Here is a 15,116-nt window from a genome sequence, read left to right as displayed (position 1 = left end):
ACACAGATAAAGATATATGCGAATTCCATATGACCAATAAAAAACAATAAATCGCTACATATGAAACAAAGACACCAACAAAAATTAGTCATCATCACCATGATACTGCTTATCGGATTAAATCTTCCGATACTGTTGCTGTTTGACAGCGCCGAAAGTTTGATGGGTTTTCCGGTGATTTACATTTATGTTTTTTCGGTGTGGTTGTTTTCAATTTTGTTGTCTTTCATCATCATAAAGCGCTACCATGAATAGTTTTGTTTTATTAGTCATATTAGCCCTTTATTTGGGAATTCTTTTCTTTATCGCCCATTGGGCAGAGAAAAAAGGAAACTCTAAATGGACCAACAATCCTTATATTTATTCCCTTTCCTTAGCCGTTTATTGCACTGCATGGACGTATTACGGAAGCATTGGCGTGGCCGCCAACTCGGGGTTGAATTATTTGCCGGTGTATCTAGGGCCAATCATTATCATTCCCGCATGGATGATTGTTTTAAAGAAAATCATTCGCATTTCAAGAGTCAATAAAGTCTCCAGTATAGCCGATTTTATTTCGCTGCGTTATGGCAATAGCCGATTTCTAGGCGCAGTCGTTACGATAGTTTGCTTGTTCGGAATTTTGCCTTACATCGCACTCCAATTGAAAGCCATTTCGGAAACCTTTCACTTGGTAACCCAAACGCCTTCGAACTCCAATGTTTTTGACGATAGTACTACTTATGTGGCTTTTGCGTTGGCCATTTTTGCCTCTATCTACGGAACGCGCTACGTAGATGCCTCCGAAAAAAGAAAAGGAATCGTCACTGCGGTGGCTTTGGAAAGTGTCTTGAAATTGGTTTTCTTTATCATTATTGGTGTCTATGTAACGTTCTTCGTCTTCGATGGTTTTGATGATATTTATGCCAAAGCATCGCTGTTAGAAAACTTCCAACAAAAGAACACCATCGGTGGATTGCCGCAAGCCATTAACTGGTTTTTTCTATGCATTCTTTCGTTGTTCGCCATCTTTTTGTTGCCGAGACAATTCCAAGTTTCAGTGATTGAAAATACCAGAGAAAATCATGTGAATACTGCCGTTTGGTTATTTCCGTTGTATTTGTTGTTGTTCAATATTTTTGTCTATCCAATTGCTTGGGGCGGCAATATTTTATTCGATGGACAAAGTGTAAATTCGGATACGTATTCATTATTGATTCCGCAATTTTTTGACAATAAAACATTAACAGTAATGGTTTTCTTGGGTGGATTTTCTGCAGCGATTTCCATGATAGTCGTTTCTTCTATCGGTTTGTCAACAATGGTGAGTAACAACTTGATTATTCCTTATGGTTTATTGGGAAGACTAAAAAATAACGAGCAAAGCACCATCAACAAAAAGATTGTCAATATTCGTAAGATTGGGATTTTCTCTTTGATTATCATCGCTTATTTCATTTACCGTTACTTTGCTTTAGATTATAGTTTGTTCTCTATCGGATTGGTAGCATTTGTCATTATTGCCCAATTGGCACCATCGTTTTTCGGTGCTTTGTTTTGGCGAAGAGGCTCAAGAACCGGAGCAGTTTCGGGCTTGATTGTTGGTTTTTTGATTTGTTTGTACACGCTGTTAGTGCCTTATGCATTAGGCATTACTTCATCCGATACGTCTTTTATTACCGAAGGTTTTTTGGGTATCGAATTATTAAAACCATTGCAACTTTTCGGATTAGATTATTTACAACCTGTGCCGCACGCCTTGTTTTGGAGTTTGTTGTTCAACTTCATGATTTATATCGCCGTTTCAGTAAGTTTCAAAGGCAATTACCGCGAGCGCAACTATGCCGAAATGTTTTTAGACATCAACAAATACATCACCATGCACGAAAATGCGTTTGTGTGGAAAGGAACGGCTTACCGAACCGATATAGAAAAAGTGCTGATTAAATTCCTTGGCGAAGACCGAACCAAACGTGCCATGAACATCTTTAACCTAAAATACAACGTCGATAAAAACGAAGAGTTGGCCGATGCACGTTTGATTAAATTCTCCGAAAACCTCTTGACCGGTCATATTGGTACGGCTTCCGCCAAAATATTAATCTCGAGCGTAGTCAAAGAAGAAAAGATAACGTTGCCCGAAGTGTTGAAGATTTTGGAAGAATCTAAAGAGAACATCATCATCAACAAAAAGCTGATTGAAACCTCCAACGAACTCAAAGAAATCTCCGCCAAGTTGCAAGATGCCAACGTTTCTTTGATGGAAAAAGACAAGCAAAAAGATGAATTCCTTGATACGGTTACCCATGAATTACGTACACCAATCACCGCCATTCGTGCTTCAAGTGAAATCTTGTATGACGATGACGAAATCCCGGAAGAATTACGCAAACAGTTTTTGCAAAACATCATTTCTGAATCGGATAGATTGAACCGTTTGATTGACAAAATTCTCGACTTAGAAAAGTTTGAAACCGGACGCCAAAAAGTTAACTTTGCTACACACAAAGTTTTAGAAACGATTGAAAATGCTATAGAACCTTTGCAGCAGCTCATTAACAATAAGTATATTCATGTTCATGTCGAAGGCAATAGTAATTTGAAAGCCGATTTCGACGAAGATAGAATGGTACAAGTGGTAACCAATTTGGTTTCCAATGCGATTAAGTTTTGTCCCGAGAACAATGGTTTGATTACCTTAGCGGTTTATGACAAACATGATTACGTGCAAGTCGAAGTCAGCGACAATGGTAAAGGAATTGCACCCAATGATTTTGAAAACATATTTGACAAGTTCTATCAATCAACCAATCAGAATTTTAAAAAGCCTATTGGCAGCGGATTAGGATTGGCGATTAGCAAACAAATTATCGAACACCACAAAGGAAAAATTTGGGCCACCAATAATGCTACCGGCGGTGCGTGTTTGAGTTTTACAATACCCAAAAAACAGCAGCCATGAAAAAGATTTTAATTGTAGACGACGAACCCAATATTGTAATGTCATTGGAATACACTTTCAAAAAGAACAACTTTGAAGTGTTTATTGCCCGTGACGGTCAGGAAGCTTTGGATATTTTAAAAGATCAGTTTCCCGATATTATTATTCTCGATATCATGATGCCTTTGGTTGACGGATTTGAAACTTTGGAACAAATCAAGAAAAACGAACAACTCAAACACTGCAAAGTGATTTTTCTATCCGCCAAAAACAAAGAAAGCGATATCGAAAAAGGAATGGCACTCGGTGCCGATGCCTATTTAACCAAGCCTTTTTCCATTAAAAAAGTAGTCGAACAAGTCAACGAACTACTCGAAAGCTAAACATTTAGCAACTATTTATTGAACAATACATTGTCTTTTTCAAATGAAAAGGATGCCATAACTACATTTATAACCCAACCATGAAATACCAAGAACTATACAACCAAAGCATACAAAACCCAGAGCAATTCTGGTCGGAACAAGCCAATGAAATCGATTGGTTTACCAAACCGAAAAACATTTTATCTGAAGACGAAACCGGTTATCCATTATGGTACAAAGACGGAAGCCTGAATGCTTGCTATTTGGCTTTAGACAAACACATTAATGATGGTTTTGGAGACCAAATTGCCATCATTTACGATTCGCCCGTAACCCAAACGGTAAAAAAATATACTTACAACGAAGTCAAATCGGAAGTTGCAAGATTAGCCGGAGGTTTATTGTCTTTGGGATTGAAAAAAGGGCATACGGCGATTATTTACATGCCCATGATTCCGCAAGCAACATTCGCTATGTTGGCTTGCGCCAGAATAGGAGTAACACATTCCGTTGTTTTCGGTGGTTTTGCGCCACATGAATTGGCGATTAGAATTGACGATTGCAAACCCAGAGTCATTTTAACCGCTTCTTCCGGAATTGAGATTGACCGCTTGATTGCCTACAAACCTTTAGTGGACGAAGCGATTGAATTGGCTGAACACAAGCCTAAAAAAGTAGTGGTGCTCAACCGAAAACTCGGCGCCAGAATTCCGTTTAAAAAATACGATGTCGATTACGACGCTTTAGTCTACGGTTCGGAAGAAGCCGATTGCGTTCCGGTGGAAACGACGCATCCGCTGTATGTTTTATACACGTCTGGCACCACAGGAAAACCGAAAGGAATCGTTCGCGATACCGGTGGTTATGCTGTAGCACTAAAGTTTTCTATGCAAAAAATCTATGGTGTAAAACCGGGTGAAGTGTTTTGGGCTGCTTCTGATGTGGGTTGGGTTGTAGGCCATAGTTTTATTGTTTATGGACCCTTAATCAACAGAAATACAACCATAATTTTCGAAGGTAAGCCTATTAGAACACCCGATGCAAGTACGTTTTGGAGAATAATTGAAGAACATAAAGTCAGTGTGATGTTTACTGCACCAACTGCCATTCGTGCCATTAAAAAAGAAGATCCAAACGGTGAATTTATCAAGCAATACGATTTGACAAGTTTAAGAACTCAATTCCTTGCCGGAGAACGCTGCGATGTAGCAACTTTAGAATGGTACCGCGAACACATTCCGATTCCGGCAATCGACCATTGGTGGCAAACTGAATCAGGCTGGCCGATGATTGCCAATATGATGGGTGTCGAATATTTACCCATCAAACCGGGTTCTTCAGGTAAAGCCGTTTCTGGTTATGACATTAGAATTTTAGGTGAAAACGGACAAGAATTAGGCCCAAATGAAGAAGGTTATGTTGTTGTTAAATTGCCTTTGCCACCTGGAACTCTACTCGATATTTGGAATGACAATCACCGTTTTCAAGCGGGTTATTTGCAAAAATTTCAGGGTTATTATTTCTCAGGCGATGGCGGATTTAAAGATGAAAGCGATTATATTTTTATCACTGGTCGTGTAGATGATGTGATCAACGTTGCCGGGCACAGATTATCCACCGCAGAAATGGAAGAAATTGTAGCGTCACACCATTCCGTTGCCGAGTGTGCTGTCATTGGGATTAACGATGAGTTGAAAGGACAAATTCCGTTGGCTTTAGTTGTAACCAAATTTGGTGAGGCGATTGAACACTTCCAACTGCAACACGAAATTGTGAAACTGGTCAGAGAACAAATCGGAGCCGTAGCTTCTTTGCGTGATGTCGTTATTGTTAACCGTTTGCCTAAAACACGTTCCGGCAAAATACTGCGCAAATTACTTCGTAGCATAGCCGACGGAGAAAATTTCCAAATTCCCTCTACCATTGATGATGAAGCGATTATTGAGGAAATAAAAGAGGTGTTGGAAATAGGAAAAATAGGGAGTTTTAAATAGGAAGTAATCTCATGAGCAATACTTATAACTTACAACCTAGAACTTACAACTTAAAACCTATACTTATTTAGCAAGAAAATTAATCACCACACCAATAGAATATTTATATTTACAAAACAAAACGATAATAAACAAGATTTACAATGAGTTATTACAAAATACTGAATCTGGAGCATTACTTCAAAATGTATAAAAAATCTATTCGCGAACCCCGAAAGTTTTGGGACAGAATAGCCGATGAAAATTTTACTTGGTACCAAAAATGGGACAAAGTTTTCGAGTTTGATTTCCAGCAAGCCAAGTTTAAATGGTTTGTCGATGCCAAAGTCAACATCACTAAAAACTGTATAGACCGACATTTAGCCCGACGAGGCGATAAAACTGCTATCATTTTCGAACCCAATAATCCGGAGGAAGAAGCGCAACACATTTCTTATAACGAATTGTATGCTCGTGTCGCCAAACTAGCCAATGTGCTTCGAGAACAAGGTGTTCAAAAAGGTGACAGGGTTTGTATTTATTTGCCCATGATTCCGGAATTGGCTGTAGCCGTTTTAGCTTGTGCCCGAATCGGTGCTGTTCACTCGGTGGTTTTTGCCGGCTTTTCAGCTTCTGCCGTTGCCACTCGTATTAATGATTGTGAATGTAAAATGGTGATCACTTCCGATGGTAGTTACCGCGGGAATAAATCCATCGACTTAAAAGGAATTGTTGACGAAGCTTTAGAAAAATGCCCGACTGTGGAAAAAGTATTGGTGGTAAAAAGAACCAATACCGAAGTGACTATGAAAGAAGGACGCGACCTTTGGTTACAACCATTACTGGATGAAGCTGTTCCAAACAATGTTGCTGAAATCATGGATGCAGAAGATCCTTTGTTTATTCTTTATACTTCGGGTTCCACAGGAAAGCCAAAAGGAATGGTGCATACCACAGCCGGTTATATGGTGTATACCGCTTATACATTCAAAAATATTTTCAACTACGAAGAAAACGATATTTATTGGTGTACCGCTGATATCGGTTGGATTACCGGACATTCCTATATTCTTTACGGACCGTTATTAAACGGAGCAACTACAGTGATTTTCGAAGGTGTTCCTTCTTATCCAAACTTCAGTCGTTTTTGGGAAGTCATTGAAAAACACAAGATAACTCAATTCTATACGGCGCCAACAGCCATTCGGGCGCTGGCCAAAGAAAGTTTGGATTACGTTCAAAAATATCCTTTGAGTTCGTTAAAAGTTATTGGTTCAGTTGGTGAACCTATCAATGAAGAAGCTTGGCATTGGTACAATGATCACGTAGGCGGAAAGCGTTGTCCGTTGGTAGATACTTGGTGGCAAACCGAGACCGGTGGAATTATGATTTCGCCGATTCCTTTTGTGACTCCAACAAAACCAACATATGCTTCGCTGCCATTACCGGGAATCCAACCTGTTTTAATGGATGAACTGCGCAACGAAATCGAAGGCAATCAAGTAACCGGAAGTTTGTGTATTAAATTCCCTTGGCCATCGATTGCGAGAACCATTTGGGGCGATCACCAACGTTATAAAGAAACCTATTTCACCGCTTTTCCTGGTAAATATTTCACAGGCGATGGCGCTTTGCGCGATGAGGTTGGGTATTACAGAATTACCGGTAGAGTAGATGATGTGATTATCGTTTCGGGACACAATTTAGGAACGGCACCAATTGAAGATGCTATCAACGAACATCCGGCGGTTGCAGAAAGTGCGATTGTTGGTTTCCCTCATGATATCAAAGGCAATGCACTTTACGGTTTTGTTATTTTGAAGGAAGTTGGTGAAAGTCGTAATCAAGAAAACTTATCTAAGGAGATTAACCAATTGATTTCCGACCAAATCGGACCTATCGCTAAATTGGATAAAATCCAATTCGTTTCAGGATTACCTAAAACGCGTTCAGGTAAAATCATGCGCCGCATTTTGAGAAAGATAGCCGAAGGTGATTATTCTAACTTTGGTGACATCTCTACACTGTTGAATCCTGAAATAGTCGAAGAGATTAAAACCGGGAAATTATAAAAAGCAAGACGCCAATTCAATCGAATTGGCGTTTTTTAATTCCGCTAAATCATAAATCACTTTAACAGAATTATATAACAATACTTGCGATCATTTCGCTAAATTTACTTTGTTATGAATCAGAGTAAAGTAGTAATTATTGGCGGTGGTTTAGCAGGCTTGACGGCTGCAATTCACTTGCGAAAGCTGAATATTGCCGTGACTTTAGTAGAAAAAAATACTTATCCAAAACACAAAGTTTGTGGCGAATATATCTCGAATGAAGTCGTACCTTATTTCCAATGGTTAAACATTGCTGTAGAAGATTTAAGGCCTACCGATATCAGTAAACTACAATTTTCCACCGTTTCAGGGAAAACCATCAATACTGTTTTGCCCTTGGGCGGATTTGGTGTAAGCCGATATGCTCTGGATAATTTTTTGTATCAAAAAGCATTAGCCGATGGTTGCCACGTTATTCACGAAAGTGTAGAAAATATCCATTTCGACAATGGCAAATTTACGATTATAACGTCATCCGGAACTACAATTCAAACTGATTTAGTGATTGGTGCTTTTGGCAAACGGTCTAATATCGATATCCAATTGAACCGAAATTTTATCCAACAAAAATCACCTTGGTTGGCTGTAAAAGCCCATTACGAAGGCAGTTTTCCCAATGATATTGTCGGTTTGCACAACTTCAAAGGCGGTTATTGCGGCGTTTCTAAAGTAGAAGACAACCGAATCAACATTTGTTATTTAGCGAGTTACAAAACTTTCAAAGAACATAAGAATAGTGATGGGTACCAAAAGGAAGCTCTTGAGCAAAATCCGCATTTAAAAAACATTTTTAAAAATACTAAATTGCTTTTCGAAAAGCCGTTAACCATCAGCCAAATTTCATTTGAACCAAAACTTCCGGTTGAAAATCACATTTTGATGATTGGCGACACCGCCGGATTAATTCATCCGTTGTGTGGAAACGGAATGGCGATGGCGATTCACAGTGCCAAAATTGCGGCTGAAGTGATTGATGATTATATTCATCAGAGAATAAAAACGAGAGCACAATTGGAAAAAAATTATACCCAACATTGGAACCAAACCTTCAAAAGCCGTTTGAAAACCGGAAGACTGTTGGCGAATATACTTTTGAAACCTAAACTATCCCATATCGTATTTCGTATAGTAATGATAGCGCCATTTTTGTTGCCAATGATTATTAAAAAAACGCATGGTCAACCGATAACTATTTCCGCCTAAATGAGTATTAACACTAAATACCGAACCAATGCCACCGAAATCATGGACGACTTTGCCTTAGAAGGCGAAACGTTGCGCGATGCATTGGATAAGATTGCCCGAATTAATCGGCTTTTAGGAGGTAACCAATTAACTTTACAAGGTGTTCAACAATTGCTCAAAGTTATTTCAAAAGATAAAGAAATATCCATAGTCGACATCGGTTGCGGTAATGGTGATATGTTGCGGGCTTTGGCAGAATATGGAAAAGAGAACAATTATAGTTTTAGTTTAATTGGAATCGATGCCAATGCGTTTACCATTAGTCATGCGAAAACTTTATCAAAAGAATATGGAAATATTAGCTACGAATGCGAAGATATTTTCGAAGCCGAATTCAAATCCAGGCATTATGACATAGTTTTGTGTACTTTGACTTTACACCATTTCAAAGACGAAGAAATTCTGAGTTTGGTAAAAGTGTTTTATGAAAATGCCAGGGTTGGAATTGTGATTAATGATTTGCACCGAAGCGCAATAGCTTATAGATTATTTCAGGCTTTGTGCTTTGTTTTTCAATTAAATGACATGTCAAGAGAAGACGGTTTGGTGTCCATTCTACGCGGATTTAAAAAAAGCGAATTAGAACAATATTCAAAAAAATTACAGTTAATAAATTATACGATTTACTGGAAATGGGCGTTTCGCTACCAGTGGATTATCCAAAAATCATGAGTGTAAAAATCAAAACGGTTGCCAAACAATTGCCTCAATTCTCAAGAAATACGGAAGAAATTCTGCCTTATCTTGACGCTTGGCTTTTTGGTCAGGACGAACGCTTTATTCGGAAAGTTAGAAAAATTTTTGAAGGTGCGATGGTTGACAAACGCTATTCTATCATGGATCCGATTGAAGTTTTTACCAATACTTCTTTTGAATCTAGAAATAATATTTACGTGCGAGAAATGATTGATTTGGGCGAAAAGGTTTTGGTTAAAGCTCTAGAAAAAGCGGCTTGGAAACCAACCGATTTAGATTATATCATTACAGTAAGTTGCACCGGAATCATGATTCCGTCACTCGATGCTTATTTGATAAACAAACTACAATTGCGCCAAGACATCGTGCGTTTACCGGTAACCGAAATGGGCTGTGCAGCAGGAATCTCGGGAATGATTTATGCCAAAGAATTTTTAAAAGCCAATCCGGGGAAAAGAGCTGCTGTAATTGCAGTTGAAAGTCCAACCGCAACGTTTCAGCTGAATGATTATTCGATGGCGAATGTGGTCAGTGCTGCTATTTTTGGCGACGGTGCGGCTTGTGTTTTGTTGTCGTCACATGAAGCCGATGAAGGACCGGAAATTGTAGATGAATCGATGTATCATTTCTATGACAACATTCATATGATGGGTTTTAAACTCACCAATATGGGTTTGCAAATGGTATTGGATATCGAAGTGCCTGAAACTATTTCGGCTCATTTCCCGGATATCATTCATCCGTTTTTGGCCAAAAATAAGTTGAAGATGGAAGATATCAACCATTTAATTTTTCATCCCGGTGGCAAAAAAATAGTGCAAACGGTGGAAGATTTATTCGGTGCTTTAGGTAAAAATATTGACGATACTAAAGAAGTGTTGCGATTGTATGGCAATATGTCGAGCGCGACAGTATTGTATGTTTTAGAACGTGTTATGGACAACCAACCTGCAAAAGGAGAAAAAGGATTGATGCTGAGTTTTGGTCCGGGATTTTCAGCGCAACGTATTTTATTAGAATTTTAAAATGACCAAAGAAGAAATCATAATCAGCTTGCCTTATTCCAAACCGTTTTTGTTTGTGGATGAAATTATCCATATCGATGAAAACGGAGTAGAAGGCAGTTATATATTTGATGAGCATTTAGATTTTTATAAAGGACATTTCAAAGACCATCCGGTGACGCCGGGTGTGATTTTAACCGAAGCCATGGCGCAAATAGGCGTAGTGTGTCTGGGGATTTATTTGCTAAATAATGAATTTACTAAAAATAGTGTAATCGCTTTAACCTCAAGTCAAATAGAATTTTTAAAACCGGTTTATCCCAAAGAAAAAGTAATTGTGATTTCCGAGAAAATGTATTTCCGTTTTGGTAAGTTAAAGTGTCAAGTAAAGATGTTAAATGAAGCTGAAGAAACAGTTTGCCAAGGTACCATTGCCGGAATAATCAAAACATAAAATGAACAAAAGAGTTGTTATAACAGGCCTGGGAATTGTCGCTCCAAACGGAGTCGGACTTCCTGCGTTTACCCATGCGATTCAAAACGGCATTTCGGGAATTAGCCATGACACTGAATTGGAACGATTGCAATTCTCTTGTCAAATAGCCGGAAAACCTGTGATATCAACCGAACTATCCTTACGATATTTCACCGAATTGGAATTGCGCAATTTCAATTCGTCCGGGATTTTATACGGTGTAATTGCCGGAATAGACGCATGGAAAGACGCCGGTTTGTCAATGGAAATTAATGACGAACCCGATTGGGATAGCGGAACTATTTTCGGCACCGGAACTTCGGGGATTGACAAATTTCGCGAAAGCATTTATAAGATTGATGAATTGCAAACCCGAAGATTAGGCAGTACCGCCGTGGCGCAAACCATGAACAGCGGTGTCAGTGCTTATATCGGCGGAAAGTTAGGTTTAGGAAACCAAGTCACGACGAATTCTTCCGCCTGTACAACCGGAACCGAAAGTATTTTGATGGCGTATGATCGAATCAAGTTGGGACAAGCCAAACGCATTTTGGCAGGAAGTACCAGCGATTCCGGACCTTATATTTGGGGTGGATTTGACGCCATGAAAGTTTGTACCTTTAAACACAACGACACTCCTGAAAAAGGTTCCAGACCAATGTCAGCTACAGCTTCAGGATTTGTTCCGGGAAGCGGCGCCGGTGCTTTGGTTTTAGAAGATTTAGAAAGTGCTTTAGAACGCGGTGCCAAGATTTATGCGGAAGTTTTAGGTGGCAACATCAATTCCGGTGGACAACGTGGTGGCGGAACGATGACAGCACCAAATGCCACAGCGGTGAAAAGATGTATTACCGAGGCGTTGAAAAATGCGAATGTAGACCCAATTGAGATTGACACGATTAACGGTCATTTGACAGCAACGGCTAAAGATGGTTTGGAAATCCAAAATTGGAGTGAAGCTTTGCATTTAAACGGAGATAATTTTCCGTATATCAATTCGTTGAAATCGATGGTTGGCCATTGTTTGTCGGCTTCCGGCAGTTTGGAAAGTGTGGCTTCGGTGTTGCAATTGCACCACGGTTTTATATTTCCGAACATCAATTGCGAAGATTTACATCCTGAGATTACGGCCATTATTGGCGAAAGCCGAATTCCACAGCAACTCATTAAAAAAGAATTAAATATAGTAGCCAAAGCGAGTTTTGGTTTTGGTGATGTAAACGCCTGCGTACTATTTAAAAAATACCACTATGACTAAAGAAGACATAATCGAAAGATTAAAGACTATTGTAAAGCCTTTTGTAAACAATCAGGAAGCGTTTGAGAATCTCACTGAAGAAACTGATTTTATTACCGATTTGCAGATTAATTCAGCGAATTTGGTCGATATCGTTTTGGATGTCGAAGACGCTTTCGGAATTGACATTGACAATTTGGCGATGGAGAAAATGATTAGCATTAAAGCGACGATAGAAATCATTGAGACTAAATTGGCAGAGAAATGATAGGGAATGACATTGTAGATTTGGCGAAAGCCAAAAAAGAAAGCAATTGGCAGCGAAAAGGTTTTTTGGACAAGATCTTTACTGGGAATGAACAAGAACTTATCTTAACTTCCAATAATCCCGAACAGATAGTTTGGAATTTGTGGAGTAGGAAAGAAGCGGCTTATAAAATCTACAATCGTCAAACCGGAGAACGCTTTTTTAATCCGAAAAGGTTTGTTTGTGAAGAGGATGAAGTAATTTTAGGAACCCATCATTATTACACACAAACGCAAATCACGCCCGATTTTATTTATACTATCGCCGTTACTTCAAAAGATAGATTTATGGCTATTCAACATTTGGAAAGTCGAGAGGCGATTCAAAAGAAAAACGGGATTCCCAATTGGTTTGATTTGGCCGAAGGCAAGTTTCATCCGGCATCAATTACGCACCACGGAAGATTTGCACGCATAGTTTATTTGGAAGCTGAAAAAAAAAGTTTAGCTTTTTATAAAAATTTCAGCAGTATAGATTCCATTTTTTTGTAGCCGGTTACATTGGGATGTACTCCGTCTTCACCGTATTTTTTCTGCAATCCTTTTTTATCATCAACCATTGCCGAATAATAATCGACAAAAGGAATTTTGTTTTTTTGGGCATAATCCTTAATCATTTTATTTAAGGCTACGACTTTATCGGCAGGTTCAATTTTTGGGTTCCAATAAAAATGATTAGCAGGCAAAACCGAACATAATACAACTTTTATTTTATTGGTTTTAGCCAATTCAGCCATTGATTCTATATTCTCAAAAACAGCTTCAAGGGTTATCGGACCGGTATTTTCTGCTATGTCATTGATTCCGGCCAATATTACTACGGTCGAAGGTTTTAAACTGATAACATCTTGCTGAAATCGAAGCAGCATTTGTGAAGTGGTTTGGCTGCTGATGCCTCGATCTATAAAAGGATGAGAAGTAAAGAAATTTGGACTGGTGGTTTTCCAGAATTCAGTAATGGAATCACCCATAAAAACCACCGAATTTTTGGCAGGTATAACCGATTTATTCTCCATTTCATACTTTTTTAAGTTAGCCCAATCGTTATTGTAATCGTTTTGGCTTATTGCATTGGTCGTATTGACAATCAACGTTAGTAAAAATAGAACCTTAAGAAGCGATTTCATTAATTAGTGCGTTTACAGTTTGGTAATTCTATATTCAAAAAAAACTTCATCCATTTCTTGAAAAACCTTAAGAATAAAGATTTTAGAGAAATGAATGAAGTAAAAATTTAGGTTATTTTTCTTTTTTTTCGGTATTGTTTGGTTTTTCCTCAACAATTTCTGATTTTACTTCTTCAACCGTGTCTTCGCCTTTTAAATAGGTTGGAAGATTTAATCCGGCCATGTTGAATAAGTCATTCAATGGCGGTACGGTTTTCATCATACCCGAAACAAAATTGGCGGTAGAACCGTTTCCGTTATCGCTGTTGTTGCCCGAATCCCAAACGGTAATTTTATCAATTTTGATATTTTTAACCGCTTCCACTTGGGTTTTAACCAACTCAGGTAATTTCTCAATCAACAATAATTGGAAGGCTTTTGTCGGATCACCACCTGCGGCGCTAACCACTTCTTTGTAACCTTCAGCTTGCTTGGTTAAGATTTCGTATAAACCTTTGGCTTCGGCTTCCATTTTGGCAAAAATGGCATCTGCTTCACCTTTGGCTTGTTCACGAATTCTTTCAGCTTCTGCCTGAGCATCAATGATGGCTTTTTGCTTGGCAATTTCGGCCGGAATTACGATGTTGGCATTTTGAGTAGCGCGTTCTCTGTCGGCACGTGCATCTTCTGCTTTTTGTTCGGCCAAATAAGATTCTTCTAACGCTTTCGCTTGTTGTACTTTTTCTGAGGCTAAGGCGATACGCAACGCTTCAGCTTCTTTTTCACGACGCGCGGCTTCCGATTGTGCAATGGCAATTTTGGCTTCGTTTTCTCCTTGAATCGCAATAGCATTGGCTTCTGAAGTCGCTACACGCGTATCTCTTTCGGCTTCAGCCTTACCGATACTTTCATCTTTAAAAGCAGACGCAATACTAACTTCACGGTCTTTATTGGTAATCGCAATTTTAACGTCACGATCTCTGTGGGTTTCGGCTATTTGAACGTCTTTTTCACGATCTGCCAAGGCTTTACCGGTTTCCCCGATTTTTTCTTGCTCGGCAACCGAAATTTTAGCTTCGTTAATCGCTTTTGCAGCCGCTTCTTTACCCAAAGCTTCGATATAACCAGATTCATCTTTGATGTCGGTAACGTTTACGTTAATCAATTTCAAACCGATTTTTTTCAATTCAGAATCGACGTTTTTAGAAATATTATCTAAGAACTTATCACGGTCAGAGTTGATTTCTTCAATGGTCATGGTAGCAATCACCAAACGCAATTGACCAAAAAGGATATCTTTGGCTAATTCCTGAATTTGCTCCTGTGCTAATCCTAATAAACGTTCCGCTGCGGTATTCATACTGTCGGTTTCAGTTGAAATGGCAATGGTAAATCGACACGGAACGTCAACACGAATGTTTTGTCTTGACAGCGCATTGGTCAAATTGGCTTCAATAGAAATCGGTTTTAAATCCAAGAAAGCGTAATCCTGAATCACCGGCCAAATGAAAGCACCACCACCGTGAACACACTTGGCAGAAGTACCGCCTGTTTTTCCGTAGATGACTAATATTTTGTCGGAAGGACAACGTTTGTAACGAGAAATTAAGGTTGTAATGGTTACAAAAAGCACTACAACTAAGACAACAATGATAATGATTTGTGACATATGTAA

At 38.9% G+C, this 15,116-nt stretch carries 14 protein-coding genes; 12 read left to right on the top strand and 2 right to left on the bottom strand.

The window, feature by feature from the left end; translation table 11 throughout:
* Positions 1-60: 60 nt before the first annotated feature.
* The 12 genes from C8C84_RS12375 to C8C84_RS12320 all read left to right on the top strand — a co-directional run bounded on the left by C8C84_RS12375 (position 61) and on the right by C8C84_RS12320 (position 12,827).
* On the top strand, positions 61-255 hold the full coding sequence (locus tag C8C84_RS12375; RefSeq protein ID WP_121313944.1) for a hypothetical protein: 195 nt from the start codon (positions 61-63) through the stop codon (positions 253-255).
* Positions 248-2,941, top strand: coding sequence for an ATP-binding protein (locus C8C84_RS12370; protein WP_121313943.1), 2,694 nt, complete (start codon positions 248-250; stop codon positions 2,939-2,941). The genes C8C84_RS12375 and C8C84_RS12370 overlap by 8 nt, the downstream gene beginning before the upstream one ends.
* Positions 2,938-3,303, top strand: a complete 366-nt coding sequence (locus C8C84_RS12365) for a response regulator transcription factor (protein WP_121313942.1) — start codon at positions 2,938-2,940, stop codon at positions 3,301-3,303. Before C8C84_RS12370 ends, C8C84_RS12365 begins: the two co-directional genes overlap by 4 nt.
* Before the next feature lie 80 nt (positions 3,304-3,383).
* Positions 3,384-5,279, top strand: a complete 1,896-nt coding sequence (locus C8C84_RS12360; RefSeq protein ID WP_121313941.1) for an acetate--CoA ligase — start codon at positions 3,384-3,386, stop codon at positions 5,277-5,279.
* A 143-nt stretch (positions 5,280-5,422) separates the two neighbouring features.
* On the top strand, positions 5,423-7,330 hold the full coding sequence (gene acs / locus C8C84_RS12355; protein WP_121313940.1) for an acetate--CoA ligase: 1,908 nt from the start codon (positions 5,423-5,425) through the stop codon (positions 7,328-7,330).
* A gap of 114 nt (positions 7,331-7,444) precedes the next feature.
* Positions 7,445-8,575, top strand: a complete 1,131-nt coding sequence (locus tag C8C84_RS12350; protein ID WP_121313939.1) for an NAD(P)/FAD-dependent oxidoreductase — start codon at positions 7,445-7,447, stop codon at positions 8,573-8,575.
* Positions 8,576-9,289, top strand: coding sequence for a methyltransferase domain-containing protein (locus C8C84_RS12345; RefSeq protein WP_121313938.1), 714 nt, complete (start codon positions 8,576-8,578; stop codon positions 9,287-9,289). It begins immediately after the preceding gene.
* Positions 9,286-10,338, top strand: a complete 1,053-nt coding sequence (locus tag C8C84_RS12340; RefSeq protein ID WP_121313937.1) for a type III polyketide synthase — start codon at positions 9,286-9,288, stop codon at positions 10,336-10,338. The genes C8C84_RS12345 and C8C84_RS12340 overlap by 4 nt, the downstream gene beginning before the upstream one ends.
* A 1-nt stretch (position 10,339) precedes the next feature.
* Positions 10,340-10,771: a 3-hydroxyacyl-ACP dehydratase FabZ family protein gene (locus C8C84_RS12335; RefSeq protein ID WP_121313936.1), complete on the top strand. Its 432-nt coding sequence runs from the start codon at positions 10,340-10,342 to the stop codon at positions 10,769-10,771.
* Between the two features lies 1 nt (position 10,772).
* A complete protein-coding gene (locus tag C8C84_RS12330) occupies positions 10,773-12,050 on the top strand; it encodes a beta-ketoacyl synthase (RefSeq protein WP_121313935.1) in 1,278 nt (425 codons plus the stop codon).
* Positions 12,043-12,297, top strand: coding sequence for an acyl carrier protein (locus C8C84_RS12325; protein ID WP_121313934.1), 255 nt, complete (start codon positions 12,043-12,045; stop codon positions 12,295-12,297). The genes C8C84_RS12330 and C8C84_RS12325 overlap by 8 nt, the downstream gene beginning before the upstream one ends.
* Positions 12,294-12,827 carry a 4'-phosphopantetheinyl transferase superfamily protein gene (locus C8C84_RS12320; protein ID WP_121313933.1) on the top strand — a complete coding sequence of 178 codons (534 nt, stop codon included), beginning with the start codon at positions 12,294-12,296 and terminating at the stop codon, positions 12,825-12,827. The genes C8C84_RS12325 and C8C84_RS12320 overlap by 4 nt, the downstream gene beginning before the upstream one ends.
* Here the strand turns inward: C8C84_RS12320 and C8C84_RS12315 are convergent.
* Together C8C84_RS12315 and C8C84_RS12310 are read right to left on the bottom strand one after the other, a co-directional pair.
* Positions 12,788-13,462, bottom strand: a complete 675-nt coding sequence (locus C8C84_RS12315; RefSeq protein ID WP_121313932.1) for an SGNH/GDSL hydrolase family protein — start codon at positions 13,460-13,462, stop codon at positions 12,788-12,790. The two genes, C8C84_RS12320 and C8C84_RS12315, sit on opposite strands and share 40 nt — an antisense overlap.
* Before the next feature lie 112 nt (positions 13,463-13,574).
* Complete coding sequence (locus tag C8C84_RS12310; RefSeq protein ID WP_121313931.1) at positions 13,575-15,110, bottom strand: flotillin family protein; 1,536 nt, start codon at positions 15,108-15,110, stop codon at positions 13,575-13,577.
* Between the last annotated feature and the right edge of the window lie 6 nt (positions 15,111-15,116).

This window comes from Flavobacterium sp. 102, assembly GCF_003634615.1.
GTDB lineage: Bacteria > Bacteroidota > Bacteroidia > Flavobacteriales > Flavobacteriaceae > Flavobacterium.
The sequence above is the reverse complement of the archived record's forward strand: the minus strand, read 5'-3'. Positions and strand labels throughout refer to the sequence as shown.

What these genes read in the sequence shown, in the direction of transcription:
- C8C84_RS12310 (WP_121313931.1), bottom strand. Translation starts at nt 15,110, where the DNA reads ATGTCACAAATCATTATCATTGTTGTCTTAGTTGTAGTGCTTTTTGTA.
- C8C84_RS12365 (WP_121313942.1), top strand. Translation starts at nt 2,938, where the DNA reads ATGAAAAAGATTTTAATTGTAGACGACGAACCCAATATTGTAATGTCA.
- C8C84_RS12325 (WP_121313934.1), top strand. Translation starts at nt 12,043, where the DNA reads ATGACTAAAGAAGACATAATCGAAAGATTAAAGACTATTGTAAAGCCT.
- C8C84_RS12360 (WP_121313941.1), top strand. Translation starts at nt 3,384, where the DNA reads ATGAAATACCAAGAACTATACAACCAAAGCATACAAAACCCAGAGCAA.
- C8C84_RS12350 (WP_121313939.1), top strand. Translation starts at nt 7,445, where the DNA reads ATGAATCAGAGTAAAGTAGTAATTATTGGCGGTGGTTTAGCAGGCTTG.
- C8C84_RS12370 (WP_121313943.1), top strand. Translation starts at nt 248, where the DNA reads ATGAATAGTTTTGTTTTATTAGTCATATTAGCCCTTTATTTGGGAATT.
- C8C84_RS12345 (WP_121313938.1), top strand. Translation starts at nt 8,576, where the DNA reads ATGAGTATTAACACTAAATACCGAACCAATGCCACCGAAATCATGGAC.
- C8C84_RS12320 (WP_121313933.1), top strand. Translation starts at nt 12,294, where the DNA reads ATGATAGGGAATGACATTGTAGATTTGGCGAAAGCCAAAAAAGAAAGC.
- C8C84_RS12340 (WP_121313937.1), top strand. Translation starts at nt 9,286, where the DNA reads ATGAGTGTAAAAATCAAAACGGTTGCCAAACAATTGCCTCAATTCTCA.
- acs (WP_121313940.1), top strand. Translation starts at nt 5,423, where the DNA reads ATGAGTTATTACAAAATACTGAATCTGGAGCATTACTTCAAAATGTAT.
- C8C84_RS12335 (WP_121313936.1), top strand. Translation starts at nt 10,340, where the DNA reads ATGACCAAAGAAGAAATCATAATCAGCTTGCCTTATTCCAAACCGTTT.
- C8C84_RS12375 (WP_121313944.1), top strand. Translation starts at nt 61, where the DNA reads ATGAAACAAAGACACCAACAAAAATTAGTCATCATCACCATGATACTG.
- C8C84_RS12330 (WP_121313935.1), top strand. Translation starts at nt 10,773, where the DNA reads ATGAACAAAAGAGTTGTTATAACAGGCCTGGGAATTGTCGCTCCAAAC.
- C8C84_RS12315 (WP_121313932.1), bottom strand. Translation starts at nt 13,462, where the DNA reads ATGAAATCGCTTCTTAAGGTTCTATTTTTACTAACGTTGATTGTCAAT.